The sequence below is a fragment of the Geobacillus sp. CCR genome, from assembly GCF_052906625.1.
Map to the genome: position 1 here is coordinate 120,989 of NZ_JBREBQ010000002.1, position 23,869 is coordinate 144,857.

The 23,869-nt window shown below is 52.8% G+C and carries 29 protein-coding genes; 5 read left to right on the forward strand and 24 right to left on the reverse strand.

What is annotated here, in order from left to right; all coding sequences use genetic code 11:
- Positions 1-25: 25 nt before the first annotated feature.
- The 8 genes from ACVBDQ_RS01865 to ACVBDQ_RS01900 are packed head-to-tail and all read right to left on the reverse strand — an operon-like array spanning position 26 to position 5,073.
- Positions 26-769 (reverse strand): class I SAM-dependent DNA methyltransferase, encoded by a 744-nt coding sequence (locus tag ACVBDQ_RS01865; RefSeq protein ID WP_014196386.1) that lies wholly within the window; start codon positions 767-769, stop codon positions 26-28.
- A complete protein-coding gene (gene rsfS, locus ACVBDQ_RS01870) occupies positions 766-1,122 on the reverse strand; it encodes a ribosome silencing factor (RefSeq protein WP_011231999.1) in 357 nt (118 codons plus the stop codon). The genes ACVBDQ_RS01865 and rsfS overlap by 4 nt, the downstream gene beginning before the upstream one ends.
- Entirely contained in the window at positions 1,119-1,697 is a 579-nt protein-coding gene (gene yqeK, locus ACVBDQ_RS01875) for a bis(5'-nucleosyl)-tetraphosphatase (symmetrical) YqeK (RefSeq protein ID WP_011232000.1), read from the reverse strand. The genes rsfS and yqeK overlap by 4 nt, the downstream gene beginning before the upstream one ends.
- The gene (locus ACVBDQ_RS01880; RefSeq protein WP_011232001.1) at positions 1,606-2,256 is read right to left on the reverse strand and encodes a nicotinate-nucleotide adenylyltransferase; all 651 of its coding nucleotides are present in this window, start codon (positions 2,254-2,256) and stop codon (positions 1,606-1,608) included. Before ACVBDQ_RS01880 ends, yqeK begins: the two co-directional genes overlap by 92 nt.
- A gap of 39 nt (positions 2,257-2,295) precedes the next feature.
- Entirely contained in the window at positions 2,296-2,589 is a 294-nt protein-coding gene (gene yhbY, locus ACVBDQ_RS01885; protein WP_014196388.1) for a ribosome assembly RNA-binding protein YhbY, read from the reverse strand.
- A 3-nt stretch (positions 2,590-2,592) separates the two neighbouring features.
- Positions 2,593-3,423: a shikimate dehydrogenase gene (gene aroE, locus ACVBDQ_RS01890; RefSeq protein WP_011232003.1), complete on the reverse strand. Its 831-nt coding sequence runs from the start codon at positions 3,421-3,423 to the stop codon at positions 2,593-2,595.
- 22 nt (positions 3,424-3,445) lie between these two features.
- Positions 3,446-4,555 (reverse strand): ribosome biogenesis GTPase YqeH, encoded by a 1,110-nt coding sequence (gene yqeH / locus ACVBDQ_RS01895; RefSeq protein WP_011232004.1) that lies wholly within the window; start codon positions 4,553-4,555, stop codon positions 3,446-3,448.
- Between the two features lie 2 nt (positions 4,556-4,557).
- On the reverse strand, positions 4,558-5,073 hold the full coding sequence (locus tag ACVBDQ_RS01900; RefSeq protein WP_328091316.1) for a YqeG family HAD IIIA-type phosphatase: 516 nt from the start codon (positions 5,071-5,073) through the stop codon (positions 4,558-4,560).
- A gap of 327 nt (positions 5,074-5,400) precedes the next feature.
- Here ACVBDQ_RS01900 and sda point away from each other — a divergent pair, with 327 nt between their 5' ends.
- Complete coding sequence (gene sda / locus ACVBDQ_RS01905) at positions 5,401-5,541, forward strand: sporulation histidine kinase inhibitor Sda (RefSeq protein WP_008879941.1); 141 nt, start codon at positions 5,401-5,403, stop codon at positions 5,539-5,541.
- Between the two features lie 36 nt (positions 5,542-5,577).
- Here the strand turns inward: sda and ACVBDQ_RS01910 are convergent, their stop codons facing one another.
- Positions 5,578-6,372 (reverse strand): phosphatidylserine decarboxylase, encoded by a 795-nt coding sequence (locus ACVBDQ_RS01910; protein ID WP_011232006.1) that lies wholly within the window; start codon positions 6,370-6,372, stop codon positions 5,578-5,580.
- A 123-nt stretch (positions 6,373-6,495) separates the two neighbouring features.
- Here ACVBDQ_RS01910 and pssA point away from each other — a divergent pair, with 123 nt between their 5' ends.
- From pssA to motB, 3 genes are all read left to right on the forward strand, one after another.
- Positions 6,496-7,035 (forward strand): CDP-diacylglycerol--serine O-phosphatidyltransferase, encoded by a 540-nt coding sequence (pssA, locus tag ACVBDQ_RS01915; protein WP_014196390.1) that lies wholly within the window; start codon positions 6,496-6,498, stop codon positions 7,033-7,035.
- A gap of 174 nt (positions 7,036-7,209) precedes the next feature.
- Positions 7,210-8,001 (forward strand): flagellar motor stator protein MotA, encoded by a 792-nt coding sequence (gene motA, locus ACVBDQ_RS01920; RefSeq protein ID WP_011232008.1) that lies wholly within the window; start codon positions 7,210-7,212, stop codon positions 7,999-8,001.
- Complete coding sequence (gene motB, locus ACVBDQ_RS01925) at positions 7,994-8,773, forward strand: flagellar motor protein MotB (RefSeq protein WP_013524187.1); 780 nt, start codon at positions 7,994-7,996, stop codon at positions 8,771-8,773. The genes motA and motB overlap by 8 nt, the downstream gene beginning before the upstream one ends.
- 132 nt (positions 8,774-8,905) lie before the next feature.
- Here motB and ytvI read toward each other — a convergent pair whose 3' ends face one another.
- From ytvI to ACVBDQ_RS01975, 10 genes are all read right to left on the reverse strand, one after another.
- On the reverse strand, positions 8,906-9,931 hold the full coding sequence (gene ytvI, locus ACVBDQ_RS01930) for a sporulation integral membrane protein YtvI (RefSeq protein WP_011232010.1): 1,026 nt from the start codon (positions 9,929-9,931) through the stop codon (positions 8,906-8,908).
- Positions 9,932-10,011: 80 nt separating this feature from the next.
- On the reverse strand, positions 10,012-10,623 hold the full coding sequence (locus tag ACVBDQ_RS01935) for a DedA family protein (protein WP_047758444.1): 612 nt from the start codon (positions 10,621-10,623) through the stop codon (positions 10,012-10,014).
- A 406-nt stretch (positions 10,624-11,029) separates the two neighbouring features.
- Positions 11,030-12,298, reverse strand: a complete 1,269-nt coding sequence (locus ACVBDQ_RS01940) for a cation:dicarboxylate symporter family transporter (RefSeq protein ID WP_011232012.1) — start codon at positions 12,296-12,298, stop codon at positions 11,030-11,032.
- A gap of 197 nt (positions 12,299-12,495) precedes the next feature.
- Positions 12,496-13,209 (reverse strand): RNA polymerase sporulation sigma factor SigK, encoded by a 714-nt coding sequence (sigK, locus tag ACVBDQ_RS01945; RefSeq protein ID WP_020278372.1) that lies wholly within the window; start codon positions 13,207-13,209, stop codon positions 12,496-12,498.
- 525 nt (positions 13,210-13,734) lie between these two features.
- Positions 13,735-13,878 carry a YrzI family small protein gene (locus ACVBDQ_RS01950; RefSeq protein ID WP_011232016.1) on the reverse strand — a complete coding sequence of 48 codons (144 nt, stop codon included), beginning with the start codon at positions 13,876-13,878 and terminating at the stop codon, positions 13,735-13,737.
- 375 nt (positions 13,879-14,253) lie between these two features.
- A complete protein-coding gene (locus ACVBDQ_RS01955; RefSeq protein ID WP_020278374.1) occupies positions 14,254-14,502 on the reverse strand; it encodes a YrhC family protein in 249 nt (82 codons plus the stop codon).
- Between the two features lie 62 nt (positions 14,503-14,564).
- Positions 14,565-15,698, reverse strand: a complete 1,134-nt coding sequence (locus ACVBDQ_RS01960) for a bifunctional cystathionine gamma-lyase/homocysteine desulfhydrase (protein WP_011232018.1) — start codon at positions 15,696-15,698, stop codon at positions 14,565-14,567.
- Positions 15,699-15,700: 2 nt separating this feature from the next.
- Entirely contained in the window at positions 15,701-16,624 is a 924-nt protein-coding gene (locus ACVBDQ_RS01965; RefSeq protein ID WP_011232019.1) for a PLP-dependent cysteine synthase family protein, read from the reverse strand.
- 279 nt (positions 16,625-16,903) lie between these two features.
- Positions 16,904-17,611 carry a 5'-methylthioadenosine/S-adenosylhomocysteine nucleosidase gene (gene mtnN / locus ACVBDQ_RS01970; protein WP_021322000.1) on the reverse strand — a complete coding sequence of 236 codons (708 nt, stop codon included), beginning with the start codon at positions 17,609-17,611 and terminating at the stop codon, positions 16,904-16,906.
- A gap of 14 nt (positions 17,612-17,625) precedes the next feature.
- Complete coding sequence (locus ACVBDQ_RS01975) at positions 17,626-18,273, reverse strand: class I SAM-dependent methyltransferase (protein ID WP_011232021.1); 648 nt, start codon at positions 18,271-18,273, stop codon at positions 17,626-17,628.
- Between the two features lie 189 nt (positions 18,274-18,462).
- Between ACVBDQ_RS01975 and ACVBDQ_RS01980 the strand changes: the two genes are divergently transcribed.
- Positions 18,463-18,672, forward strand: coding sequence for a YrzA family protein (locus tag ACVBDQ_RS01980; RefSeq protein ID WP_011232022.1), 210 nt, complete (start codon positions 18,463-18,465; stop codon positions 18,670-18,672).
- Positions 18,673-18,785: 113 nt separating this feature from the next.
- On the opposite strand, the gene ACVBDQ_RS01985 is transcribed toward ACVBDQ_RS01980, so the two are convergent.
- From ACVBDQ_RS01985 to ACVBDQ_RS02005, 5 genes are all read right to left on the reverse strand, one after another.
- Positions 18,786-19,409 carry a YrrS family protein gene (locus tag ACVBDQ_RS01985; RefSeq protein ID WP_014196395.1) on the reverse strand — a complete coding sequence of 208 codons (624 nt, stop codon included), beginning with the start codon at positions 19,407-19,409 and terminating at the stop codon, positions 18,786-18,788.
- Positions 19,410-19,475: 66 nt separating this feature from the next.
- Positions 19,476-21,248: a peptidoglycan D,D-transpeptidase FtsI family protein gene (locus ACVBDQ_RS01990; protein WP_042380626.1), complete on the reverse strand. Its 1,773-nt coding sequence runs from the start codon at positions 21,246-21,248 to the stop codon at positions 19,476-19,478.
- 116 nt (positions 21,249-21,364) lie between these two features.
- The gene (gene greA / locus ACVBDQ_RS01995) at positions 21,365-21,841 is read right to left on the reverse strand and encodes a transcription elongation factor GreA (RefSeq protein ID WP_011232025.1); all 477 of its coding nucleotides are present in this window, start codon (positions 21,839-21,841) and stop codon (positions 21,365-21,367) included.
- 110 nt (positions 21,842-21,951) lie between these two features.
- Entirely contained in the window at positions 21,952-22,587 is a 636-nt protein-coding gene (gene udk, locus ACVBDQ_RS02000; protein ID WP_011232026.1) for a uridine kinase, read from the reverse strand.
- A 1-nt stretch (position 22,588) separates the two neighbouring features.
- Complete coding sequence (locus tag ACVBDQ_RS02005; protein ID WP_011232027.1) at positions 22,589-23,857, reverse strand: peptidase U32 family protein; 1,269 nt, start codon at positions 23,855-23,857, stop codon at positions 22,589-22,591.
- Between the last annotated feature and the right edge of the window lie 12 nt (positions 23,858-23,869).

Here is a 23,869-nt window from a genome sequence, read left to right on the forward strand (position 1 = left end):
TTTATGATTTCTCGCTCTTCGCCCCTCACCGCTTCCGCGCGACGAAAAACAACCGCTCCGCCGTCTCGGTCGGGGGCGCATCGGTGAAATCGGCGGTCACTTCAAGCACCTCGAAGCCAGCGGATTCGAGCCATCGCTCATAGACGGCGCGCTCGAACGTACGCTGTTCGTGCCATTCGTCGAAACGTTCGTATAGATCGCCGCGGCGGACGAAAAAGGTTAATTCATGCCCGACGCTGTGCGGCCAGTCAAGCGGATGGCACATCCATATGTAGCTGAGGTCGTCATCCTGGTCCGCAAACACGGCGTCGCGGAACAGGACGTCCATTTTGTAGACCGAATGGACATCAAACAAAAGCAGCCCGCCGCCGCCAAGGGCGCGGGAGACGGCGGCGAACGTCCGCTTCACATCCTCTTCATTCGTTAAATAGTTGAGAGCATCGCAAAACAGGAAGGCGCCATCCAGATCAGAAAACCCGTCGAGCTCCGCCATGTTTTGCTCGAAAAACGGCACCTCCACTCCCTCCGCTTCGGCTTTCGCCTGGGCGACGGCGAGCATATGTTCAGAGAGATCAACGCCGGATACTTGCCATCCGGCCTTGGCAAGGCGGATGGCAAGCTCTCCCGTCCCGCAGCCGATGTCAATGACCCGTCTCCCCGGCCGTTTGGTGTATTGGGCGAATGCCCGTTCAACAAACGATTGCCATGCGTCATACGGCGCCTCAGCCATGAGCGCATCATACCAGTCGGCGAAGCGGCCGTACGTCATGGCTGCAACACAGCCGCGACGTCTTCCGTCGGGGCGTCCCCCCAGAGCCGTTCGAGGTTGTAATACTCGCGCTCCTCTTTGGCAAAAACATGCACAACGATGTCGCCCAAGTCGACAAGCACCCATTTCGCCTCATGGAATCCTTCAACCCGCTTCACCACTAGGCCGTGTTCTTCCGCTTGGTCTTGAATTTCGCGGGCGATGGCCTGCACTTGTTTGTCCGAATTGCCATGGCAAATGACAAAATAATCGGCGACAAGCGAAATGCCTTTCATGTTCAAGACGACAATTTGTTCCGCCTTTTTATCATCCGCCGCGCGGACGACAAGCTGCAACGCCTCTTGTTCCGTCACCGTTTTGCTTCCCCCTTCACTTCACGCATGAGTGAATTGTACGCATGAATCGTATCTGGATAAATGAGCTGGCGCTTCTCAAGCAAAAACGCGATCGTATTTTTCACCGCCTGCAAAAGCGCCCGGTTGAGGTCTTCTTCCGCCAAGCGCCGTACGTCGTCGACGCCGGGGAAGCGGCGCCCTGGTTCAATATAGTCGGCCAAATAAATAATTTTTTCAAGCACCGTCATTCCCGCCCTCCCGGACGTATGGTAGCGAATGGCATCCAGCACCTCCGGATCGTCGATGCCGACTTCTGTCTGCACCAAATAGGCGCCAACGGGCGCATGCCATAGCTCACTGTTGTAAGCAAGCAAATCGTTGGGCATATTTTGCGCCAAAATGATTTGTTTCATTTCCTCGACCGGACGGAATTTGGCATAGTCGTGGAAAATCGCCGCCAGTTCCGCCTTTTTCGCGTCGGCGCCGTATTGCCTGGCGAGCTTAACAGCGGTCTCGACAACGCCAAGCGTATGCTCGTAGCGCTGCTCTGTCAGCTGTTGTTTCACGATCAGTAACGCCTGTTCTCGCTCCATATAGCCCCTTCTCCTCAATATAAAGTCTAACGCCTTCCGGCACAAGATAGCGAATCGTCTGCCCGTTCCGCACCCGCTCGCGGATGAGCGAGGAAGAAACGGCAAACTGCGGCGCCTCAACTTCGATGACCGGATACGGCGTTTCCATGGAAAACCCCGGCCGCTTGACGCCAACAAACGTCACCAACTCGATGAGCTCATCGATGCGGTGCCAATGGGGCAAATATTCGACCATATCGGCGCCGATGATGAAATAAAACTCGTCATTGGGATGCATCGCGACAAGCTGCCGGATCGTATCGTACGTATACGAAGGCCCTTCCCGCTCGAGTTCGATCGTCTCAATATGAAAGCGCGGATGGCCAGCCACTGCCAACTCGAGCATGCGCAGCCGGTCTTCGCTTTTGGTCACTTGTTCGTGCTGCTTATGGGGAGGAAGGCGGTTGGGCAGAAACCAAATTTCTGACAACTGAAGGGCGTCAAGCACTTCATTCGCCATGAGCAAATGACCGTAATGAGGCGGATCAAACGTGCCGCCGAAAATCCCGATTTTTCCCATCTTCTTTCCTCCCGCCGCCTGCCGTGGCTGCTCCCATTGTCAATCAGGCAGAACGATTTGTTTATGCTCCTTCGATTCTTTGTATAAGACGATCGTATTGCCGATCACTTGCACGACTTCCGCCCCCGTTCCAGCCGCGAGCTGCTCGGCGACGGTGCAGCGGTCTTCTTCACAGTTTTGCAAAACGCTCACTTTCAACAGCTCGCGCGCTTCGAGCGCCGCCGCAATTTGTTCGGTCATCGCTTCCGTCACGCCGCCTTTGCCGACTTGGAAAATCGGTTTCAAATGATGGGCTTGAGCGCGCAAAAACCGTTTTTGCTTTCCCGTTAGCATATGTTACCTCCTTAACGCTTCGATGACAAGCTGTTTCATCCGGTTGACATCCGGCCATTGGCCGGTCCACTTTTCGAACGCTAGCGCCCCTTGGTATACGAGCATGCCGACGCCGTTTTGCACACGGGCGCCGCGGGCTTTCGCTTCTTTCAGCCATTTTGTTTCCAGTGGATTGTAAATAATATCGGAAACGATCACCCCTGGGCGCAGCCGTTCAAGAGAAAGCGGCTGCACCTCGACACGCGGATGCATGCCGACAGAAGTGGTATTGATGATAATATCGTATTCGGCCAGCCGCGTTTCGGCCTCGGCGAGTGAAAAATACGCCGAGCGGCGCTCGTCCCCTTCGCGGACGAGCCGCTCCGCTTTTTCCACCGTCCGGTTGGCCATATCGATGCGCTCGGCTGCCGTCGACAGCAACGAAAAGTAAATGCCGCGCGCCCCGCCGCCAGCGCCGATCACCAAAATCCGCTTGCCGTCCAAGGTGATGTTCATTTCCTCTTCCAACGCTTGGACATAACCGAGCCCGTCTGTATTATAGCCGACGAGCCGGCCGTCATTGTTGATGATCGTATTGACCGCCCCGATGCGGCGCGCATGTTCGTCCACTTCGTCCAAAAACGGAATGACCGCCAGTTTGTGCGGAATCGTCACGTTCACCCCGGCGATGCCGAGCGCCCGCACGCCAGCGATCGCCGCACCGACTTGCCCCGGTTCGACGGAAAACAAATGATAGCGCGCCGGAATGCCCAAACGGGCGAATGCATCATTATGCATGAGCGGCGACAGCGAGTGCTCGACGGGAAACCCAATCAACCCGTATACCTTTTCCACGTTTCTCCCCTCCCGCTTTCCATTAAATCAACGATTGACGGATAAATACGTCGACCCCTTTTGGAGCATGGACGACGAGCTGGGCACCCGGGTCGTTGCACGTCACCCAGCCGAGTCCGGAAAAAACGATGTCCGTCTTCCGCTCTTTGACAGACAGCGAGCGCGGCACAAGCGGCGGAAATTCAGCGGCATAGCGTTTGTTTGGCGGCGACAGCAAATCGCCAAGCTGATTGGCATAAAGGGAGTCGGCTTTTTCCAACTTCGTCCGATGAACCGTCAACTCATTGGCCATGTAGCAGACGAACGAGCGGCGCCCGCCTTTGATGTAATCGAGGCGGGCCAAGCCTCCGAAAAAGAGCGTCTGCCCTTCGTTGAGCTGATAAACGCGCGGATGGATTTCCCGCTTCGGCGTAATGATCTTCAAATCGCGCGCATCAACAAAGTGCGCCATTTGGTGATGGTTGATGATCCCCGGCGTATCATACAGCGTCGCTCCACCCTCAAGCGGAATTTCGATCATATCGAGTGTCGTCCCCGGGAAATATGACGTGGTAATCACATTCCCTTTGCCGGTCGCCTCTTCAATGATCCGATTGATGAACGTCGACTTGCCGACATTCGTGCAGCCGACGACGTAGACATCGCCGCCCTCACGGTAGCGATTGATCGCTTCCATCACCTTCGCCATGCCAATTCCTTTCGCTGCGCTGACAAGGCAGACGTCAACCGGACGCAGCCCGAGCTCTTCCGCCATGCGGCGCATCCAGCGCAGCAGCTTCGGGTATTTGACCGACCTCGGCAATAAATCCGCCTTGTTGCCGACAAGCAAAATCGGATTCTCGGCCGCAAACCGCGGCAAGCCAGGAATCCAGCTGCCGTTGAAATCGAAAATGTCGACGATGTTGACGACAAGCGCCTTCGATTCCCCGATGCGGTGCAGCATGTTTAAAAAATCGCTGTCATCAAGCGGCACGTCTTGCACTTCGTTGTAATGTTTCAAGCGGAAGCAGCGCTGGCAAATGATTTCTTCCTCGTCTTTTTCGAGCACGCTTTTCGGCGCATAGCCCGCCTTTTTCGGATCGTCAAACTGAATGGCCGCTCCGCAGCCGATGCAACGCAGTTGTGGCTCCACGATCATTCCTCCCAGTAAATCATCCCTTTTTTGCGCATCACCTTTAAAATTCTCCGCTCCATTTTTCGATTGAAACGCGTCCATAATCCGTCCGTCTGGGCGACCGGGACGACTAAAATCGTGTTCAGTCCGAGCCGGTTGCCCCCAAGCACATCAGTCAGCAACTGATCGCCGATGACGACGACTTCCTCTTTCTTAAGCTCCATCATCTTTAATGCCTGCAAAAACGCGCGTGTCAGCGGTTTGTGCGCTTCAAAGATGAACGGGATGCCAAGCGGCTCAGCAAACGACTGCACGCGTTGTTTATTATTATTCGATACGATGACGACCTTAATGCCCGCCTGCTTCATCGCATCAAACCATGCGGCCAGCTCCGGGGTGGCGCTCGGCCGATCCCATTCAACGAGCGTATTGTCCAGATCGGTGATGATCCCTTTGACCCCTTTTTGTTTCAGCTCATCCGGAGTAATGTCGATCACACGCTTGGCAAACTGGCTTGGCAAAAAGTAGTGAAGCATGCCGGACACCCGCCTTTCCATTTGCTTTTCCCATCATAGCGAATTTGATCGTTTGTTTCAAAACAAAGTTTGCCAATGATAAACAGAAAAAATTTTCGACAAATTTTGCATCTCTCCATCTTGTGGATAACTGTTGCCCACATTATACACAAGCTGGCCATCACACTTCCTACTCTTTATAAACATGTTTTCCACATGTTATCCACCGCTTCCTGTGGATAACAGAACGGTTGTTCTCTTTCACAAGTCATGGTACATTGTAAGTAACCTACCATTATATGTATGACATGTTTGGCATATTCCATCCAAAAAAGGAGGACGCCCCCGATGAAACATTTGTCCGACGAGCTGTTGATCGAGTCGTACTTCAAGGCGAAAGAACTCAACCTCAGCCCGGAATTCATCGAGTTGATTGAAAAAGAAATCCAGCGCCGTTCATTGACCCACAAAATTAAGCTGTCCTCATAAGCGAAGGCCTTCGGGCTTTTTTTGTTTCGGAAAGCCTTAGCGCTCATGCGCCTCGCACCAATAGCCGAGCCGCTCGCCGACTTTGATCGGCATGGGCGCAACAATGCGCGGGTCAGGGGCGAAACTTCCGCGTTCAAACAGCAAGACGACCGTTGAACCGAACGAAAAATACGCCATTTCCTCTCCTTTTACAAGCTGCTCACCCTCATGGGTCAATTCAATGCTGTTGACGAACATGGCGCCGATTTTCACGATCGCCAAGCGCTTGCCGCCGGCTGTGACCTCGGTGATGAGGCGGTAATTTTTCTCGAGCGGCCGACGCCCATATTTTAAGCCAAGACGGTTGACCGGATACGACTTGCGGCCGAGCGCCCACTGCTTTTCGATCACTCCAGATATTGGGCTGTGGATGCGGTGATAATGACTCGGGCTTAAATACAGAATAAAAAAGAACCCGTTCACATACGGTTGTGCCGCTTCAACGCTGCCGAGCATTTCTGCAATGGAATACGGCTTTCCCTTGACGATCATTTCGCAGTTTTCTCGAATCGTGCCCATGTCTTCAATGACGGCGTCGACCGGGCTGACGACCGTATGCTCATCAGCGTCGACCGGCCTCACCCCAGCCTTCAGCCGGCGGACGAACAGTTGCTGCAACGTCTTATAATTTTTTAAGCTTTTTTCCATTTCGTCTTGGTTAATATGATAAATTTTTGCATACGATGATATCAATAGCCCGCTGAGTCGCGATTTGGCAAACGAAGCGAGCAGCTTTGAAGAAAGCGAGTGATTGGTCAGCTCGATGAACAAACGATAAAGCCATTTTCGCAAGCACGTTCCCTCCAGTAGCGCAACATCGCCATTCGTTACTACCTTCCATATTACCGCCAAAATGAGTATAATGGTAGTAGAATTTTCTTTTGGCGTTTTCTGTTGGAAAAGGAGTGGGGAAACTTGTTCTTATCGGACTATTTAGATTATACGTTAAAAAAGCTGAAAGCAAACGTGGCAAACATTTTGACGATGACAAACCTGTCGCTTGGCGGCTTTTCCGTCCTGGCTACGCTGAAAGGGCAGCTTCATATGAGCGTGCTGCTCGTTTTTTTAGCAGCGTTTGTCGATCGCTTTGACGGCGCTGTGGCGCGCAAGATGAACATTGAATCCGAACTTGGCAAGCAGCTCGATTCGATGAGCGACATCGTCTCCTTCGGCGTCGCTCCCGCCTTGCTGATGTACCAAGGCTTGTTCCATGAGTTCGGCGCGCCCGGCGCGGTATTCACCGTTTTGTACATCGCTTGCGGCGCCTTCCGCCTCGCTCGCTTCAACATCACAGAAAACAACGGCTACTTTGCGGGGCTGCCGATCACCGCCGCCGGGGTGCTGATGACGCTCGGCTATTTAGCCATCCCGTACTTCCCGCCGCAATCGTTTATGTTTTTGGCGCTCATTTTATCGTTTTTAATGGTCGGCACGTTTAAACTGAAAAAAATATGATGATCATCGGAGCTGCCCTTTCCGTCATCCTAATGGAGCGGGCGGCTTTTTGCGTCTCATGTCACACCTTTTTCCCTTTTCAACCTCCTATATTCAGTATATGATAAATATGGTTTCTTCATAAAAACGCCCAATGGCGTAGATCGTTCGTATGGAAAAAGCGGGGGGATTCATTTGGACAAAACATCGGTCATCGGCATCATCCTTGGTGTCATTGCCGTCGGGCTGGGCATGTACTTTAAGGGCGTTTCGCCTGCTGTATTGATCAATCCGGCCGCCATCCTCATCATTCTCGTCGGGACGGCGGCAGCGGTCGTCATCGCCTTTCCGACGCACGAAATTAAAAAAGTGCCAAAGCTTTTCAAAGTCATTTTCACGGAATCAACGACGCCGACGGTCGAACAACTGATTCCGCTGTTCGTCGATTGGGCGAATATCGCCCGCCGCGAAGGGCTGCTGGCGCTCGAGGCGAAATTGGACGACATTGACGACCCGTTTTTGCGCAACGGACTCAGCATGGCAATCGATGGGCAAACGCAAGAGTTCATCCGGGATGTCATGACAGAGGAAATCGTCGCCATGGAAGAGCGCCACGAAGCGAATGCCGCGATTTTTTCCCAAGCAGGCACGTACGCGCCGACGCTCGGGGTGCTTGGGGCCGTCATCGGCCTGATTGCCGCCCTTGGCAATATGGAAAACATCGCCGAGCTCGGCAAGGCGATCAGCGCCGCTTTTGTCGCCACGATGCTCGGCATTTTCACCGGCTATGTGCTTTGGCATCCGTTTGCCAACAAACTGCGGCGGAAATCGAAGGAAGAGGCGCGCGTGCGCTACATCATGATTGAAGGGGTGCTGTCCATTTTGGAAGGACAAGCCCCGCGCATGATCGAACAAAAACTCGCCTCATACTTGCCGGAAAACGAGCGGCGCCAAGCGCTGGTGCAAGGGGAAACGGCCAATGGCTAAGAAAAAAAAGAACAAGCATGACGACCATATGAGCGAGGCATGGCTGATTCCGTACGCGGATTTATTGACGCTATTGCTCGCCCTATTCATCGTCTTGTTTGCGAGCAGCCAAATCGACCAAAAGAAGTTTCAAGAAATTGCGCGCGCCTTTAGCACCGCCTTTGCCGGCGGAACGGGTGTTCTTGACTTTCAAAGCCCGATCGAGCCGATCACTCCACCGGCCCAAGACGAAGAAGGACGGCATCAAGCAAAGCAGCCTTCCCCAGCCGTAAACGGAAAGGAAAAAGAAGAATTAGGGCAAATCAAAGCGAAAATCGACAGCTACATCCACGACAACAAGCTGACGGGAAAACTGCAGACTTCCTTGACGGACGAAGGGCTCGCGATTACCATTTTGGATGATATTTTATTCGACTCCGGCAGCGCCGAAGTGCGCATGAAAGACCGGCGTCTTGCGGCGGAAATCTCCGCTTTGCTCGTCATGAACCCGCCGCGCAATATCATCATCAGCGGCCATACGGACAACGTGCCGATCCATAATGAGAAATTTGCTTCCAACTGGGAGCTGAGCGTCATGCGCGCCGTCAATTTCATGAAAGTGCTGCTTGAAAACAAGCAACTCGATCCGCGCTATTTCAGCGCCAAAGGGTATGGCGAATACAAGCCCATCGCCTCCAACGCCACCGCTGCCGGGCGGATGAAAAACCGGCGTGTCGAAATTTTAATTTTGCCGCGCACCGACGTCAATGATTCGTCCACATCCACTCAGTGACCGCCGCGCCTTCAGCGGGCGGTTTTCTTTAGCCGTCGCTTTGCCAAAACTCTCTTTTCCATGTCCAAACAGAAAAACCGGCGGTTCGCCGGTTTTTCCTCCTTCGTCCGCAAAGACCTTTATTCGAAAAAATCAAAGCTTGATCGTCCATTTAATGACTCCGGCTTTGGCAAGCGCCTCAACCAAAATGACAACGACCGGCCCGACGAACAACCCGATAAAGCCAAGCAGCTGAAACCCCAGATAGACGCTGACGAGCGCGGCGAGCGGGGAAATGCCCAAATTGGTGGAAAACACTTTCGGCTCAATGATCCGGCGCACGACGGTGATGACGACAAACAGCACGATGAGCCCGATGCCAAGCGTATTGTTGCCGTTCGCCATGCTGATGAGCCCCCACGGAACAAGCACGGAACCCGTTCCTAAAATCGGCAAAATATCAACGACGACGATGACCAGCGCCATCAACGCCGCATAGTCGACCCCCAACACGAAAAGGCCAGCCAGCGCGAGGAAAAACGTAATTAAACTAAGCAAAAACTGCGCTTTTAAAAAGCCGATCCCCGCTTTGCTCAGCTGGGCGACGACCATCCCAAGCCGCTGTTCGGTCCGTTCGGACAAATAGCGGCGCATGCCTTGCTTCAGCTGCGGCAAATCGAGGCAAATGAGAAACAGTGCGATCAAATACACTAAAAAATGAATCAAAAACGCCGGAATGGCGGCAATATAATGGACGAGCGACTGCGTCAAGTTGGTCGCAAACGACAAAAGCATTTGCTCGACGGTATTGACGCCGCGTTCAAGCGAATCGATGATTTCCTGCGGAATGGAGCTGGAATACGACTGCCACGTTTGAATGAGGCGGTCGAGCACTTTCGTCGCTTCGTTTAGCACATAAGGCAGTTTTTGCGAGAGCGCCATCACTTGTTGCACAAAAATCACGACTAGAAAGTAAAGGGAAAGCCCAAGAATGATGATGAACAATGAAAAAATCACCGTGACGGCGTGCGCGCGCTTCAGCTTATAGTTTTCTTGCAATCGGCGGATGGACGGCTCGAGCAAAAGCGCGGTCGCAAGTGCGAAAAGAAGAGGCACGCTGTATGGCACAAGCCATAGCCCCACAGCGAATAGCAACGCAATGATAATCCAACGTTTCACGTTCGTCCCTCATTTTTCATAAAAATTTAGCCAAAAGATGGTTCATGTATAAATATAGCCGACAGCATGCGGACGGGCAACTATTTCATGCGCTCGTTTTCATCTGCAGCGCGGCGTCGTCGTTGCCAAACGATGTAAATCGCCGCCACCGCCACCCCCGCTGCAATAGCCGGTCGGACGTATGGCGCCGCCATCTCGTCAATTTGCCGCCATCGTTGGCCAAGCTGCTCTCCCAACCAAATAAACAAGATGGACCATGGGATGATGGCCAACACCGTGTAAATCGTAAACGGCAACCACTTCATCCGCGCAATGCCGGCGGGGATCGAAATCGCATGGCGGACAACGGGGATAAACCGGGCGCTGAAAATGACGCCGGGGCCAAATTTCGCAAACCAGCGTTCCGCCACATCCAAATGTTTTTTCTGGATCAATACATATTTCCCATACTGATCTAGAAACGGCCGTCCGCCATAGTAGCCCATCCAATACAAAAACAACTGCGCCACCGTGCCGCCTATTGTCCCAGCTGCCACGGCCCCAGCAAATGAGACATCCCCCCGCGCTACCAAATAACCGGCATAGGCCAACACGATCTCGCTGGGGATCACTTCCACCATCAAGGCGAGAGCGATGCCGACATAGCCTAAACTGGTCAAAAAGGAAAACATCGATTGAATGACTTCGTGCACCGTTTTTCCTCCTTGTCTTTCGCTTCCTTGTCCATTTTTTCATTATACTATACGTTCCTTGCCAACAAAACGGGAAAAGCGGCTGATCATTCAGCCGCTTTCACGAGTGTCGATGATCATCTATATAGATGCAATTTAAAGCTTTAACATTTTTCGTCTTTGCCGGTCATTGCATCCGACTGTCGAGTGACCGAACAACGCCGCTTCCAGACCCATGAATGGGTCTGTGAAGCGGCGTTGTTCGGTCTTCCGTCACGCTAAGGCGTGGCGGAGGCAAGCCACACGCTTGCCTTCGACAGTCGAAAATGGGCAAACCACTTTTCTGTCAAGGATATGTTAAACTTCTTTGTTGCATCTATATACATAGTTATTATTGGTTAATCAACACATCTGAGCCACTTTTCTCTTAGGCGCTTTGCTGCTGCAGCTCAGCGATGTATTGTTTTCCTTGTTCTTCGTTATATTGCCCTTCCCATTTCGACATCACAACCGCCGCCAGCGAGTTGCCGATGACGTTGACCACTGTGCGCGCCATGTCCAAAAGGCGGTCGATGCCGGCGATAAACGCCAATCCTTCAACTGGAATGCCAACCGTGCCAAGCGTCGCCAATAAGACGACAAACGATACGCCTGGGACACCGGCAATCCCTTTGGACGTCACCATTAAAACGAGCACAAGCGAGATTTGCTGCGAAATCGGCATGTCGATGCCGTACAGTTGAGCGATAAAGACAGCCGCCAGCGCCTGATAGAGCGTCGACCCATCCAAGTTGAACGAATAGCCGGTCGGAACGACAAAGGATGTTACAGCCTTTGAACAACCGAATTTCTCCATTTTTTCCATAACCTTAGGCAACACGGTTTCCGAGCTCGACGTGCTATAGGCAAGCACTAATTCATCCTTTAAGATTTTTATAATATGGAAAATATTTGTACCTACCAATTTGGCCACAGCGCCAAGCACCACCAACACGAAGAACGCCATGACCGCATAAACGAGCACAACAAGCTTGCTGAGCGGAAGGAGCGAAGCGACGCCGAATTTCGACACCGTCACGCCGATCAAGGCGAAAACGCCAAACGGCGCAAACTTCATCACTTGGTTCGTCACATAAAACATCGCTTCCGCTGTGCCTTGGAAAAAGCGAAGCACCGGTTTCCCTTTTTCACCGATCGCGGCTACGCCCAACCCGAACATCACCGAGAAGAAGATGATCGGCAACATATTCCCGGTCGACAGCGCTTCAAACACGTTTTTCGGCACGATGTTGACAAATGTTTCAACCATCGAATGGTGCTGCACTTCGTTCGTCGTATCGACATACGACTGGATATCCGTTTTCTCAAGCGACTTCATATTGACGCCGACGCCTGGTTGGAAAATGTTCGCTGCCAAGAGGCCGACGATAATGGCAATCGTCGTAATGATCTCAAAATAAAGGATCGTTTTGCCGCCCAACTTTCCGAGCTTTTTCACATCACCGACGTTGGCGACGCCGACAATCAAGCTCGAGACGACGATCGGGATGACGATCATCTTAATTAAACGGAGAAAAACATCTCCGATCGGCTGCAAATACGTCGCTACTTTAGGGCTTCCGTAAAAAATGGCCCCAACCATAATCCCGAGAATAAGGCCGATGAAAATTTGCCATGCCAAGCCGATCTTGCGCATGATGCTTTTTCGCCTCCTTTAGACAAATTTAGACAAAAGACGACAAAATTATTTTACTTTTAAAAATAAAATCTGTCAATATTTTTGATTGAAATCGCTTCATCAAAGGATACAAATGAAAGAATTAAGTTTTTTAAAATAATTTCTATTCTTCCACTACTGAAAAAGCGGGTCGCTGCACCAGCAACCCGCTTTTGTTATGACCGCCGTTTTTCTTTTTCCTGCCGATAAAACTCGTGAAACATTTTCATTAATGCCCGTTTTTCAATGCGCGAGACATAGCTTCTCGAGATGCCGAGCTCTTTGGCGATTTCACGCTGCGTTTTTTCCCGCTGCCGACCGAGGCCAAAGCGATTGATGATCACCTCTTTTTCCCGCTCATCAAGCACGCTGATATATTGTTTGACTTGTTCGAGCTCCATGTTCAAGTGGATTTCATCGACGATGTCTTCGCCTTCGGCTTTTAAAATATCAAGCAGGCTGATTTCGTTTCCTTCTTTGTCCTGGCCGATTGGCTCATGCAACGAGACGTCTTTGCGCGTTTTTTTTAATGAACGCAGGTGCATCAGGATTTCGTTCTCGATACATCGAGCCGCATACGTTGCCAGCTTCGTTCCTTTGCCCGGCGAATAGCTTTCAATCGCCTTGATCAAGCCGATCGTGCCAATGGAGATTAAATCCTCGACCTCTTCTCCCGTATTTTCAAACTTTTTCACAATGTGGGCAACAAGGCGCAAGTTGTGTTCGATGAGCCGGTTGCGGGCTTGCTCGTCGCCTTTTGCCATCAGCGCCAAATACTTTTCCTCTTCTTGAGCGCTTAACGGCTGGGGAAACGCATTGTTTTTAATATACGAGACAAGAAACGTCAGCTCTTTCAACAGAAACGTAAACGCCGTGAAAATGCCGGACATGCTCTCACCCCCGCCTGCTGTCATCGGCGGAAACCGCCTATCGTTATGTATATGCAGGGGCGATGTTGTCCGTGTCTTTACGACAAAAATAGACCGGCCCGAAATGAGCCGGCAATGACCTGACCAATCAAAAACGATTGATGCCAACGTTCTGCTGATGCGGTCCGCCTGCTTATCCCCCTCCCGATGCAGAAGAACCGCCGTGCTTACGCTCTTGCCTCAACGCTGACTTCCGCGGCGACAACAAGCGCAATCGACGCGGTAATGATGATCGACATGACAATGGCGAACATCCCCGTTCCCTCCTTGACCTTCTCTTCTAGATTTTATTTTACCAAAGAAGACAAGGAGCGCTTCCGCCACATTTTGAACAATTCGTGAAATTCGACCGTCAACAACAGCACGCGGAGCACCGATATCCCCCCTTTAGCCTGAGTCAAGTCGAGTCTCCCGTCTGTTTCATCCACATCACAAGCCATACTGGTACAATTGACATGAATCTTCTCCCCTTTCATCTCCATTGTTTTAAAACAACCGTTGATGAGCGGAACATTTGCGGTCAAGCAACTCCTCCTCAGCTGCACGCGCGAACCGCTCCTCTTCGATGTTCCGTTGCCGCGGCTTTCTCCGCTCAATCGTGATCGTGATAAAAAACAAATGGATCGTCATACCCCCTCACCTCCTTTCCATGCAAAAAAACCGCAGAAGGAAGGCGTTTCTGCGGCTAAGCGTACAAAAAGGCCGCAGAAAGCGAGACTACTCCCCTTCTGCGGCCTGATCGCTGTTTTTCGTCATCGGTGCACGTTCATTCCCGGTCGGCGGAAGGTCGAATAGCCGTTTGATAGAATGGATGCGTTACTGTTGTCCACATCATCATTGTCATTGTCTTCGACCTCCCTTTGGAAATGATGCTACGTAGGCAATTATATCCAAAATTATTTCCATTGTAAACCGTTTTTTTGCAAAATAGGCAAAAAGCTTGCTTTCCCTTGAACGCCAGCATGGTGGCTAAACAAAAACCCGCCTTTCGGCCAAAAGGCAGGTTTACGGTTCGAACCGCTTTTCTTCTTCCTCAAGACGGCGGGCATAGCGGGCGGCTTGGCGCAAACAGGAAAGCGACGCGGTAAAACAGACGGCGACTGCCAATAGGGCGAACGGCTTTTTCGCTGTCTCAACCGCTTCTGGGATGATCGTTCCGAAATAGAGAAACGCTCCAAACGCGAACAAGACGAGGCTGTATGTTTTAAAGTCGCCCGCCTTGGCCCGCAGCTCGTTTCGTTGCTGCTCGTTCAAGCCCGATCCCTCCTCTCCCCTTTCACTGTATCATACATGGACAGAAGGGGGGAGCGGCAATTTCAGCCAAGCGCCTTCGCCAAATCGTCAAGCAGATCGTTGACATCTTCAAGCCCGACCGACAAACGGATCAGGCCATCGGTAATGCCGAGCTGTTCGCGCCGTTCCTTCGGGATCGAGGCGTGCGTCATTTTCCCTGGCAACGAAATTAAACTTTCGACCGCCCCTAAGCTTTCGGCAAGCGTAAAGTAGCGCACGCGCGACAGCACTTTCTCGGCGCGCTCCAAGCTGCCGACATCAAACGAAATCATGCCGCCAAATCCGCGCATTTGCTTTTTCGCCAACTCGTGGTTCGGATGATCCGGAAGACCTGGATAATGGACGCGCTTGACCGCCTTGTGTTCAGCCAAAAAAACAGCGATTTGGCGCGCATTTTCTTCATGTTCCTCCATCCGCACGGCGAGCGTTTTCATCCCGCGCATCAATAGCCATGAATCTTGCGGCCCGAGCACGCCGCCGGTTGAATTTTGCACGTAATGGAGCCGCTCGGCAAGCTCCGGCGTGCGGACAACCGCCAACCCAGCGACGACGTCGCTATGGCCGCCTAAATATTTCGTCGCGCTATGGATGACGATATCGGCGCCAAGCTCAAGCGGCGTCTGAAAGTACGGAGTGGAAAACGTGTTATCGACGATCAATAGCAGCCCATGCGCACGGGCAATGGCGGCGGCGGCTTGCAAGTCAGTGATTTTCAACAGCGGGTTCGTCGGCGTTTCAATATAGATGGCTTTCGTATTCGGCCGGATGTGCGCCTCGATGTTGGCGACATCGCTCGTATCGACGAACGTCGCCTCAAGCCCGAACCGATTCAGCACGTTCGTCATGACGCGATACGTGCCGCCGTACACATCGTCAGTGAGCACTAGATGGTCGCCGCTTTGAAACAACATCATGACGGCCGTAATTGCCGCCATACCGGAAGCGAACGCAAAGCCGGCTTCGCCGCCCTCGAGATCAGCGATCAGCTTCTCAAGCGCCGCGCGCGTCGGGTTGCCGGTGCGCGAGTATTCAAACCCTTTATGCTTTCCAACTTCTTCTTGCTTATACGTACTCACTTGATAAATCGGGACCGACACCGCTCCAGTATGCGGATCCCCCGGAATGCCGCCATGAATGAGCATTGTTTTCCGCCTCATCGTTACCTCCCACCTTCATAAATGTGTTTGCTTAAATAGCGTTCGCTCCCGTCCGGAAAAATGACGACGATATTCGTCCCTGGCTTTGCCTTCTCTGCTTCCATCAAGGCGGCATGAAACGCGGCGCCGGACGAACTGCCGACCAAAAGCCCCTCCTGTCTCGCGAGTTCGCTGACGCGCCGGAACGCGTCATCGTCCGCGATCGTGTAGATGGCATCAAAATAATCCGGATCCATAAACGGCGGCAAAAACTCCATGCCGATCCCTTCCGTCCGATGCGGACCCGGCTTGCCGCCGCCTAAAATCGAGCCTTCCGGTTCCACGATGACCGTTTTAATGGCCGGGTTTTTTTCTTTTAAAAACGTCGCTGTCCCCATAAACGTGCCGCCGGAGCCGGCGCCGGCGACAAAAATGTCGATCTGTCCGTCCAAATCGTCCCACAGCTCCGGACCGAGCGTCTTGTAATACGTCCTTGGATTGGCCGGGTTTTGGAACTGCTGGGGGCAATAGGCGCCTGGAATCGTGCGGGCGAGCTCCTCCGCTTTGCGGATTGCTCCTTCCATTCCCTCTTCAGTCGGTGTATGAACGATTTGCGCCCCGAGCGCCTTCATCAGCTGTTGTTTTTCGATGCTGAATTTTTCCGGCACACAAAAAATGATGTTCACGTTTTTGCCGATCGCCGCCAGCGCCAGACCGATGCCGGTGTTGCCGGCCGTCGGCTCGATGATCGTGCCCCCCTCTTTCAGTTTTCCTGATGCAAACGCCTCGCGCAACAGCTCTTGTCCGAGCCGGTCTTTAATGCTTCCGCCAGGATTGAAGTATTCAAGCTTGGCGAACAGCCGAACGCCTTCCGGGAGGGGGAAGCGCGTAATTTCGACAACCGGCGTATGGCCGATCAACTCATGGATGCTTTTTGCTACGCGCATACAAGTCACTCCGTTTCTTCACGCTCAGTTTAGCAGCAAAACGGCGGTGTTCTGTTGTCTATATATATATAGATGCAATTTAAAGCTTTAACATTTTTCGTTTTTGCCGATCATTTCATCCGACTGTCGAGTGACCGAACAACACCGCTTAAAGACCCATTCATGGGTCTTTAAGCGAGTCGTTGTTCGGTCTTTCGTCACGCCTTAGCGTGACGGAGGCAAGCCATAGGCTTGCCTTCGACAGTCGAGAAAATAGACAAGCTGCTTTTTCGCTGCATCTTAATAGCGCTTCTGTTTCATAACGGAAAGCATCGACAAGACAAGTTCAGCCGAATGTTTCGCCGCCGTCTCCAAAAACTGTTCAAACGACACGTCCGACTCCTCACCAGCAATATCAGACAACGCCCGGATGATGACAAACGGCGTTCCAAATTGCACGCACACTTGGGCGATCGCCGCCGCTTCCATTTCGACGGCGCACAATTCCGGAAACTGACCGCGCACAAATTCGACTCGCTTTGGATCGTTCATAAACGAATCGCCGGTGGCGATCAAGCCGGTCACTGCCTGCAGGCCATCAAGCCGCGCCGCCGCCTGCTTGGCCGCCTCAACAAGCGCCTCATCCGCCCGGTAGCGCGCCGGCAGGCCAGGCACTTGCCCGTAAGCGTAGCCGAACGCGGTCACATCGACGTCATGATGGACGACTTCCTCGGAAATGACAAGATCTCCGACACGAAGCGAAGGCAAAAATCCGCCGGCCGAACCGGTATTGATCACGAAATCAGGGCGAAAGTGATCAAGCAGAAGCGTCGTTCCCATGGCGGCGTTCACTTTGCCGATCCCGGATTTCAACAACACCGCCTCCACGCCGTCAAGGCGCCCTTTGGAAAATTCGCACCCGGCGATGACCGTTTCCTCGCGCCCTTCCATGCGCGAACGTAAAATCGCCACTTCCTCTTCCATGGCTCCAATAATGGCTGCTTTCATCGTTCTCCCTCTTTCTATGTCGTTTGTTTCACCGCCTCCATCACCCAGACGAACGCGTTTTGCTGCGCAAAGGAGGCGGAAAAGCCATGCTTGGAAAACAGTGATGCCAATACGTCAAGCGTCGTATAATATTCGCGTTCCAAATCGTCGGCCAAATCGTGGAAGCCGCGCGCTCGGGCTTCCTCAATCGCCTGGCGGAACGCCTCTTTGTCGCGAAACGCCGTATCGGCAAACACTATTTTACCACCCGGATGGAGCAATTGACTATATTTGGCCAGCGCTTCGTCTTTTTCCGCATCCGTCAAATGATGAAACGCATACGTGCTGGCGATCGTGTCGATCGGCTCCGGCGGTGTCGGAAATTGCAAAAAATCGCCGTCCAGAATGACCGCTCGCCCGCTGAGCTTTTCCGCCGCTTTTTTCCTCATCGGCGCCGATGGCTCGATCCCGTACACCTGCTTGCCGCGCTCAAGCAGCTTTTTCGTCAAGTTGCCTGTGCCGACGCCAAACTCGAGCACGACTTGGCCGGCTTTGTCGGCGACCGTGCTTAAAATGCGGTCATAACCGGCAAACACGTCTCGATATTGCTCATCGTATCCTTCGACCGATCGGTCATACGATTCCGCCCATTGCTCAAACAGGTCAAGAAACTCTCTGCCCATATGGTCACACCCCAAAAAAGTTTATAATTCCTATAAATATAGTATGTTTTTTTCGTATTGCCTGCTCTTACTGTAGCATATGTTTTTCCCTTGTTCAACGATCATGTTCGTTCGTATTGTTCCCCCTTGTACTCCGGTGGATGAGGGCGGGAAAATTTGCTACACTGACAATGGAAAGGAGGAAGAACGATGCCGAACATTTCTCTTGATTTGATCGAGGACAAAATCGAATTTTTTGAAGCGGACGACTTGCGGACGCTCGAGAAAAAAATCAACGAACAAATTGAACATAACAAGGCGCTCTTGCTTTCCGTCCATCATGTATCCCATCAAATGCACGTCATGGAAAACGGAAAGCGGTGGTACAGCGCAGTCGTTCATTTCAAAGCGAAAAAATAACAGGCGCCCTTCGTTTTTGGGCGCCTGTGTATTTTTCCGCCGCTAATGAACCGCCATTGTTTCACTGATGCCGCCAAAGTTTCGAATATCTCCGCTTCCCCTCATCATGCCGCTTATGGCTTTTGCTTCAACTTTTGCACTTTCGTCGGCTTCCAGCCTTCGTTCGTCACCCATTCAATGTACACTTTGTAATGGGCGGTTTGATCTTTCGTCGAAATCGTCGCGACTGCTTTGTTCGGCCCGTTGTTGCCGATGAACCAAACGATCATCTCCTCCGGGGCGATGCCGGTCGCATAGCTGACGGCATCGAGCATTTCCTTCCAGTCGACCGAATCTTTCTTAAACACCGTTTCATGCGGCTCCGTTTGCGTCGTACCGATCGGCTGCCATGCCGGGTTGACGATTTCTTTTTCAACGTTGGACCCCGGCGGGCCCGGCGTTTCTGTCATGCCCGCTTCGCTCGTTTCATCGGTGGAAGCAGCATCTTCTTCCTCGGCGGGCGTTTCGGCTTCCGCCGGCGCCGCCGCTTCGCCTGTTTCCACTTCCACCCGCTTCGCATTGGCCGCTTCTGTTTTGGCTTCGCGATCAACCGCCTTCTCGCTCGGCTGATCGCCAAACAGCAAGTTCCCGCCGACAATCAAAATGAGCAGCACGACAACGGCAATGGCTCCATTGAGCCAACGGTTGATTCTCCGCCGCTTGGCGCGGGCGGCAAAGCGTGTCCCCATTTGCGCCACCGTCTCCTCTCCCTTCTTTGGATGATGTTCGTGCTGGAAACATGGATTCCCCTTACATTTGGTTCGTCACTTCACTTCATTTTTGGCGTGGTCATAAGCATAAAGCGCCTCGACTGCGGCGGCGAACACATCATTCGTCGAGGCCCGCCCGCTCGGGCAGTCGAGCTCAACGACAGCGAGGGCGTATTTCGGGCGGTCGGCTGGAAAATAGCCAGCAAACCATTTATTAATGAATTCAGCACCGCCGTCCATTTTTCCTGTCTCCGCCGTCCCGGATTTGCCGGCGACCGGATACGGCAGCGAACGGAAGCGGCGGCCGGTGCCATCCTCTTTGGTGACAACGCTGCGCAAAAGCCGCTGCAGCTCTTCGGCCGTCTGCGGCGCGATCGGCGCCATGTCTGAAGCCGGTTGAGGCGGAAACGAAAAGAGGGTCGCACCGTTTTTATACAGCACTTTGTCAACGGCCCGCACCTGAAGCGCTTCGCCGCCGCGGGCGATGGTCGCCATCATGTTGGCGACGCCAAGCGGCGAGACGCGTACATTTTTTTGCCCGATCGCCGTTTGCGCCACCGCAAGCGGCACCCTCTTGTCGCGCGGATCATGCCAAATCGTTCCCTTCTGCTCCTCCGGGAACTGACGGAAATGCTCTTCATGGTACACCGCCCCTTCCCAGCCGGCCGTCGGATACAGCCCAAGCTTTCTCGCATACGTTTCAAACGCATCGGGATCGTGCTCGATCAACTGCTTGCCGAGCGTGGCGAAAGCATTGTTGCAACTGACGGCAAAGCTGTCCGCTAAATCAAGCATGCCGTAATCATGCTCCTCATCGCGGGTTTTGCCGTCAATTTTTCGGCTGCAGTCAAACGTTGTCTCAAGCGAGGCGAGCCCCTCATCAAGCGCCGCGGCCGCAATGACTGTTTTAAAAATCGAGCCAGGGATTTGCGGCAACACTATTTGGTTTTCCGCCCCGCGGTTTTTGTACGGATCACGCGGGTCCATGTTTGGGCGGCTGACCATGGCGAGCACACTGTTTGTGTCAATATCCAGCAAAACGAGACCGCCTTTTTTCAACCCGTATCGGTCAACGATCTGCTCCATCTCTTGCTGCAAGTCACGGTCAAGCGTCGTTTGCACGGTGACGGGATAAAACGGGTTGCCCGTATCGCTGTATTTGACATCGAGCCCAAACAGCGGCCGCCCTTCGGCGTCAACGTGATAAAGCAGCTTCGTTTCGCCGTCGGCGAGCAAAAACTCATCAAACGCCTTCTCAAGTCCTTGAATGCCCACTTCGGTCTTTGGCGGCAGCGGCCGTTTTGGATAACGCTTCTTGATGAGCTCCTGATCTGGGCGGGTGAAGCCAAGCAAATGCGGAGCGTACACCACCTCAAGAGAGTATTGTTTATTGACAGCTAAGACGCCCGGAATGCGCAAATCGTTAATTTGCTTCATTTGCTGGGCGCTCAAGGCGAGCGGCTCTCCATCCTTCTCTAAGACGAACGGACCGTCCGCCTGCTCAAGCTGGCGGCGGATCTCTTCTTTAGAGACGCCGGTGATGCGGGCGACTTGTTCCATCGGCCATTTCATCGTCGTTAAAAACGGGAATAAGACAAGCGACGGCACGTATCGCTTCGTGAGCGGCGCGCCATTTCGGTCGACGAACGAGCCGCGCCCGTCGTCAATGATCAGTTCTTGTGTCCGCTGGGCGACGCTTTCGGCAATTAAATTATGATTGGCGAACGACTCGGCGTCAATCAGCTGGATCTGCGCCAATCGCCCGACAAGCAACAACAAGCCCAGTTGAATGAGGACGAGCATGGCAAGCGTTCGTTTTTTCCACATAAAGAAAACACCTCATCATCAGTGTTGACGAGGTGTTTCCGTTTGAAACGTCAAGCGGCGGCAATTTTCTTCGCTTCGCACACCGCCGCTTGTTCAGGTCGGCCGCCTCCTGCTTCTTATTTCACAGCCACGATTTTCACAAGCATTTCCCCGCCCGGCGTTTGCACCGTCACCTCATCGCCGACGCGGCGGCCGAGAAGAGATTTCGCAATCGGCGAGTCGTTGGAAATTTTCCCTTCAAACGGATCGGCTTCAGCGCTGCCGACGATCGTATACGTCTCTTCCTCGCCGTCTGGAAGTTCAATGAACGTGACCGACTTGCCGAGCGAGACGACGTCCGGGTTTTCTTTGTCTTCTTCAATGATGACGGCGTTGCGGATCATGTTTTCAAGCATTTGGATGCGCGATTCGACAAACGCCTGCTCATCTTTGGCAGCATCGTACTCCGAGTTTTCCGACAAATCCCCGAACCCGCGCGCAATCTTAATGCGCTCCACCACTTCTTTCCGCTTGACCGTTTTTAAGTACTCAAGCTCTTGTTCCAGTTTCTCTTTTCCCTCTTTCGTCATCGGATACTGCTTTTCGTTCGCCATTCATCTCACTCCTCTATATATTCTGCATTATGTAAAACGTACGAACAGCAAAAACGGCTGTTCGTACGCTTACTTGTTATATAATATATTGTTTTGTCTCTGTTATGTTATTACAAAACCGCTTTTTGTTCAAGAACTGTGCGAATTTTTGCCACCATTAAATCGATGGCGACGACGTTCTGTCCGCCTTCCGGAATGATCACATCCGCGTAGCGCTTCGTCGGTTCGACAAACTGGTTGTGCATCGGCCGGACGACGGACAAATATTGCTCGATGACCGAATCGAACGTGCGGCCGCGCTCTTTAATATCGCGGATGAGACGGCGGATGATGCGGATGTCCGGGTCGGTGTCGACATATACTTTAATGTCCATTAAATTGCGGAGTCGCTCATCCTCCAAGACAAGAATGCCCTCCACGATGATGACATCCTTTGGCTCCACGCGAATGACGTCGCTTGAGCGAGTGTGCAGCGTATAATCGTACACCGGCTTGTCAATCGGCTCATAGCGAAGCAGCTTATGAATATGCTCAATCAACAAATCGTTGTCAAACGCCAGCGGATGGTCATAGTTCGTCTTCAGCCGCTCTTCAAACGGAAGATGGCTTTGATCTTTATAGTAAAAGTCTTGCTCCAAAACAAGGATCGAGCGGTCGCCGAAATGGTCGTAAATCGCGCGGGCGACGCTCGTCTTCCCCGAGCCGGAGCCGCCGGCGACGCCGATGACAACGGGCTTCTTCCCCATCTTAATTCTCCTTTCTCATCATGTTGTACGGGAAGAGAGGGCGCTTGACCTTAAACTTCACGATTTGCAGCGGATGGCGCGCCGCATCAAGCTCGTTGCCGTCTTCGTCCCAAATTTTCTCAATCACTTGGGTGAAGTTTTCAATTTCCGGACCGAAAAATTCGACTTCATCGCCCGGGCGGAAATGGTTGCGCTGCTGGACGGTGGCGATGCCCGTCTCCGGGTCATAGCCAAGCACCAAACCGGCGAATTCATGCGTCGTTTTCCGGCTGTGCGTCCCGTACATATGGTTCGTATAATCCGGGAAGCCGTCAAAGAACGACGGCGCCGTCTCGCGGTTGGCGCATTTCTCCAGCTCCCGCACCCACTCTTCGCGGATCGTGAAATGGTCTGGGTCAGCGCAGTAGGCATCAATGACTTTCCGGTAGACACTGACAACCGTCGCCACGTAATGGATCGATTTCATCCGCCCTTCAATTTTCAAGCTATCCACACCCAATTCGATCATCACCGGAATGGCGCGGATTAAGTTCAAATCTTTCGCGCTCATCGCAAACGGAGCGTCCCCTTTTTCAAACAACGGAATTTCCCGGCCGTCCGAGAGCTGATACAAATCGTAATCCCAGCGGCACGACTGGCAGCATCCGCCGCGGTTTGAGTCGCGCGCCGTCATATGGTTGCTCAATACACAGCGGCCGGAGTAGGCGGAACACATCGCCCCATGGATGAACGCCTCGATTTCAATATCGACTTTCTCTTTGATCTGCCGGATTTCTTCTGCGCCCACTTCACGAGCGAGCACAACCCGCTCGAGCCCTTCCTCTTTCCAAAATTGGACCGCTTTCCAGTTGGTAAGCGATTGCTGCGTGCTTAAATGCACTTCAAGCTTCGGCGCCACCCGGCGCGCCGTTTCGATGATGAGCGGGTCGGCGACGATGATGCCGCAAACACCGGCATCTTCAAGCGCCCGCAAATAGTCATCAAGGCCAGGGATGTTTTCGTTATGGGCGTAAATATTGGCCGTTACGTATACTTTGGCTCCGTATCGATTGGCAAATTCGACCCCTTCGCGAATTTCCTCGATCGTAAAGTTGTCGGCGTTGGCGCGCAAGCTGTACTCTTGGCCTCCGATAAAGACGGCGTCTGCGCCGTAATGGACGGCGATTTTCAGTTTTTCCAAGTTGCCGGCCGGGGCGAGCAGCTCTGGCTTTTTCACAATGACGCGCTTGCCGTCAATGATTTCGGAGATGCGATCATTTTTTAAAAGCATGCTGCTTCCCTC

Excerpts from the sequence above, each read along its gene's own strand:
- ACVBDQ_RS01865 (WP_014196386.1), bottom strand. The coding sequence starts at position 769 with ATGACGTACGGCCGCTTCGCCGACTGGTATGATGCGCTCATGGCTGAG.
- yqeK (WP_011232000.1), bottom strand. The coding sequence starts at position 1,697 with ATGGAGCGAGAACAGGCGTTACTGATCGTGAAACAACAGCTGACAGAG.
- ACVBDQ_RS01880 (WP_011232001.1), bottom strand. The coding sequence starts at position 2,256 with ATGGGAAAAATCGGGATTTTCGGCGGCACGTTTGATCCGCCTCATTAC.
- yhbY (WP_014196388.1), bottom strand. The coding sequence starts at position 2,589 with ATGCTAACGGGAAAGCAAAAACGGTTTTTGCGCGCTCAAGCCCATCAT.
- ACVBDQ_RS01900 (WP_328091316.1), bottom strand. The coding sequence starts at position 5,073 with ATGCTTCACTACTTTTTGCCAAGCCAGTTTGCCAAGCGTGTGATCGAC.
- sda (WP_008879941.1), top strand. The coding sequence starts at position 5,401 with ATGAAACATTTGTCCGACGAGCTGTTGATCGAGTCGTACTTCAAGGCG.
- motB (WP_013524187.1), top strand. The coding sequence starts at position 7,994 with ATGGCTAAGAAAAAAAAGAACAAGCATGACGACCATATGAGCGAGGCA.
- ACVBDQ_RS01940 (WP_011232012.1), bottom strand. The coding sequence starts at position 12,298 with ATGCGCAAGATCGGCTTGGCATGGCAAATTTTCATCGGCCTTATTCTC.
- sigK (WP_020278372.1), bottom strand. The coding sequence starts at position 13,209 with ATGTCCGGCATTTTCACGGCGTTTACGTTTCTGTTGAAAGAGCTGACG.
- ACVBDQ_RS01950 (WP_011232016.1), bottom strand. The coding sequence starts at position 13,878 with ATGACGATCCATTTGTTTTTTATCACGATCACGATTGAGCGGAGAAAG.
- ACVBDQ_RS01960 (WP_011232018.1), bottom strand. The coding sequence starts at position 15,698 with ATGAGGCGGAAAACAATGCTCATTCATGGCGGCATTCCGGGGGATCCG.
- ACVBDQ_RS01965 (WP_011232019.1), bottom strand. The coding sequence starts at position 16,624 with ATGCGCGTAGCAAAAAGCATCCATGAGTTGATCGGCCATACGCCGGTT.
- mtnN (WP_021322000.1), bottom strand. The coding sequence starts at position 17,611 with ATGAAAGCAGCCATTATTGGAGCCATGGAAGAGGAAGTGGCGATTTTA.
- ACVBDQ_RS01975 (WP_011232021.1), bottom strand. The coding sequence starts at position 18,273 with ATGGGCAGAGAGTTTCTTGACCTGTTTGAGCAATGGGCGGAATCGTAT.
- ACVBDQ_RS01980 (WP_011232022.1), top strand. The coding sequence starts at position 18,463 with ATGCCGAACATTTCTCTTGATTTGATCGAGGACAAAATCGAATTTTTT.
- ACVBDQ_RS01990 (WP_042380626.1), bottom strand. The coding sequence starts at position 21,248 with ATGTGGAAAAAACGAACGCTTGCCATGCTCGTCCTCATTCAACTGGGC.
- greA (WP_011232025.1), bottom strand. The coding sequence starts at position 21,841 with ATGGCGAACGAAAAGCAGTATCCGATGACGAAAGAGGGAAAAGAGAAA.
- udk (WP_011232026.1), bottom strand. The coding sequence starts at position 22,587 with ATGGGGAAGAAGCCCGTTGTCATCGGCGTCGCCGGCGGCTCCGGCTCG.
- ACVBDQ_RS02005 (WP_011232027.1), bottom strand. The coding sequence starts at position 23,857 with ATGCTTTTAAAAAATGATCGCATCTCCGAAATCATTGACGGCAAGCGC.